Annotated in this window: 2 protein-coding genes; both read left to right on the top strand. The window is 67.8% G+C overall.

What is annotated here, in order from left to right; all coding sequences use genetic code 11:
- Positions 1–321: methyl-accepting chemotaxis protein (locus HPS01S_RS21340; protein ID WP_255284280.1), on the top strand; the 321-nt coding region annotated here is incomplete at its 5' end.
- A gap of 27 nt (positions 322–348) precedes the next feature.
- Positions 349–1,579: methyl-accepting chemotaxis protein (locus HPS01S_RS22395; protein ID WP_066161174.1), on the top strand; the 1,231-nt coding region annotated here is incomplete at its 3' end.

Raw genomic sequence — 1,579 nt, 5'->3', positions numbered from 1 at the left:
GGCACCAGCGTGGACAAGGTCGAGACCGGCAGCCGCCTGGTGGGCGATGCGGGTCAGACCATGGGCGAGGTGGTGGCCAGCGTGCAGCGGGTGACGGAGATCATCGGCGAGATCAGCTCGGCCGCGGGCGAACAGAGCGACGGCATCGGCCAGGTGAACGTGGCGGTGACGCAGCTGGACCAGATGACGCAACAGAACGCGGCACTCGTAGAAGAGAGCGCAGCCGCCGCGCAAAGCCTCAGGGAGCAGGCCACTCGATTGACTCAGGTCGTGGCGACGTTCCGCACCGAGGGTGCGGCCCACACGGAATCGCTTCGCTGACCAGACCCGACCCCACGAAGGACCAACATGAAATTCAACAACCTCAAGATCAGCCAGCGCCTGGGCCTGGGCTTTGGTGCCGTGCTGCTGCTGCTCCTGCTGCTGACCGCCATGGCGTTCAATGCCGTGACTTCCGCGACCGCCGGACAGCAGCGCCTGCTCGAAATGAACCGGCTGGTGCAGCTCGCCGACGAGTGGGTGGCCAGCACGCAGCTGAACGTCAACCGCGTGATGGCGATGGCCAAGTCCGCCAACCACCCGGAGGTGGACAGCTACTTCAAGCCGCTGATGGCCGAAACCACCGAGCGCATCAACACGCTGCAGAAGGACCTGGAAGCGGCGATCACCTCCGAACAGGGCAAGAGCCTGCTGGCCGACATCGGCGCACGGCGCAAGGAATACATCGAGGTGCGCAAGACGTACTTCGATGCGCTCAAGGCGGTGGAGCCGGAGGCATCCACCATGCTGACCGAGAAGCTGTTGCCCGCGGCGCAGCGCTACATCGGCGCCATGCAGGAACTCCAGAAACACGAACATGCGCTGGTGGCCCAGGAAGTGGAGCAGGCCAGCGCCGCGCTGTCGCGCCAGATGAGCATCATCGGCGTCCTCGCCTGCGCGGCCCTGGTGGTGGGCGTTCTGGTGGCCTGGCGCGCGGCCCGTTCGGTGTCGGTGCCGGTGGCCGGTGCGGTGCGTGCCGCGCGGGCGGTGGCCGATGGCGATCTGACCCAGCCGCTGGTCGTGGACCGTGGTGACGAGCTCGGCCAGCTGCAACAGGCGCTGGCCGACATGAAGGCCTCGCTGGTGGCAACCGTGTCCCAGGTGCGCGGCGCCAGCGACAGCATCAACGTGGCTTCCCGCGAGATCGTCTCGGGCAACCACGACCTCTCCAGCCGCACCGAACAGGCGGCCAGCAACCTGCAGCAGACCGCGGCCTCCATGGAGGAACTGACCAGCACGGTCAGGAACAGCGCCGATGCGGCGCGCCAGGCCAACCAGCTGGCCGCCAGCGCCTCGGAGATCGCGGTGCGCGGTGGTCAGGTGGTCGACCAGGTGGTGCACACCATGCAGGAGATCCACCACAGCAGCCAGAAGATCAGCGACATCATCGGCGTGATCGACGGCATCGCGTTCCAGACCAACATCCTGGCGCTCAACGCGGCGGTGGAGGCGGCGCGGGCGGGCGAGCAGGGCCGTGGTTTCGCGGTGGTGGCGGCCGAGGTGCGCAGCCTGGCCCAGCGCAGCGCCGAGGCGGCCAAGG

This window comes from Hydrogenophaga pseudoflava NBRC 102511, from assembly GCF_001592285.1.
GTDB classification, from domain to species: domain Bacteria; phylum Pseudomonadota; class Gammaproteobacteria; order Burkholderiales; family Burkholderiaceae_C; genus Hydrogenophaga; species Hydrogenophaga pseudoflava.
This window is presented reverse-complemented; position numbering and strand designations above follow the sequence as displayed.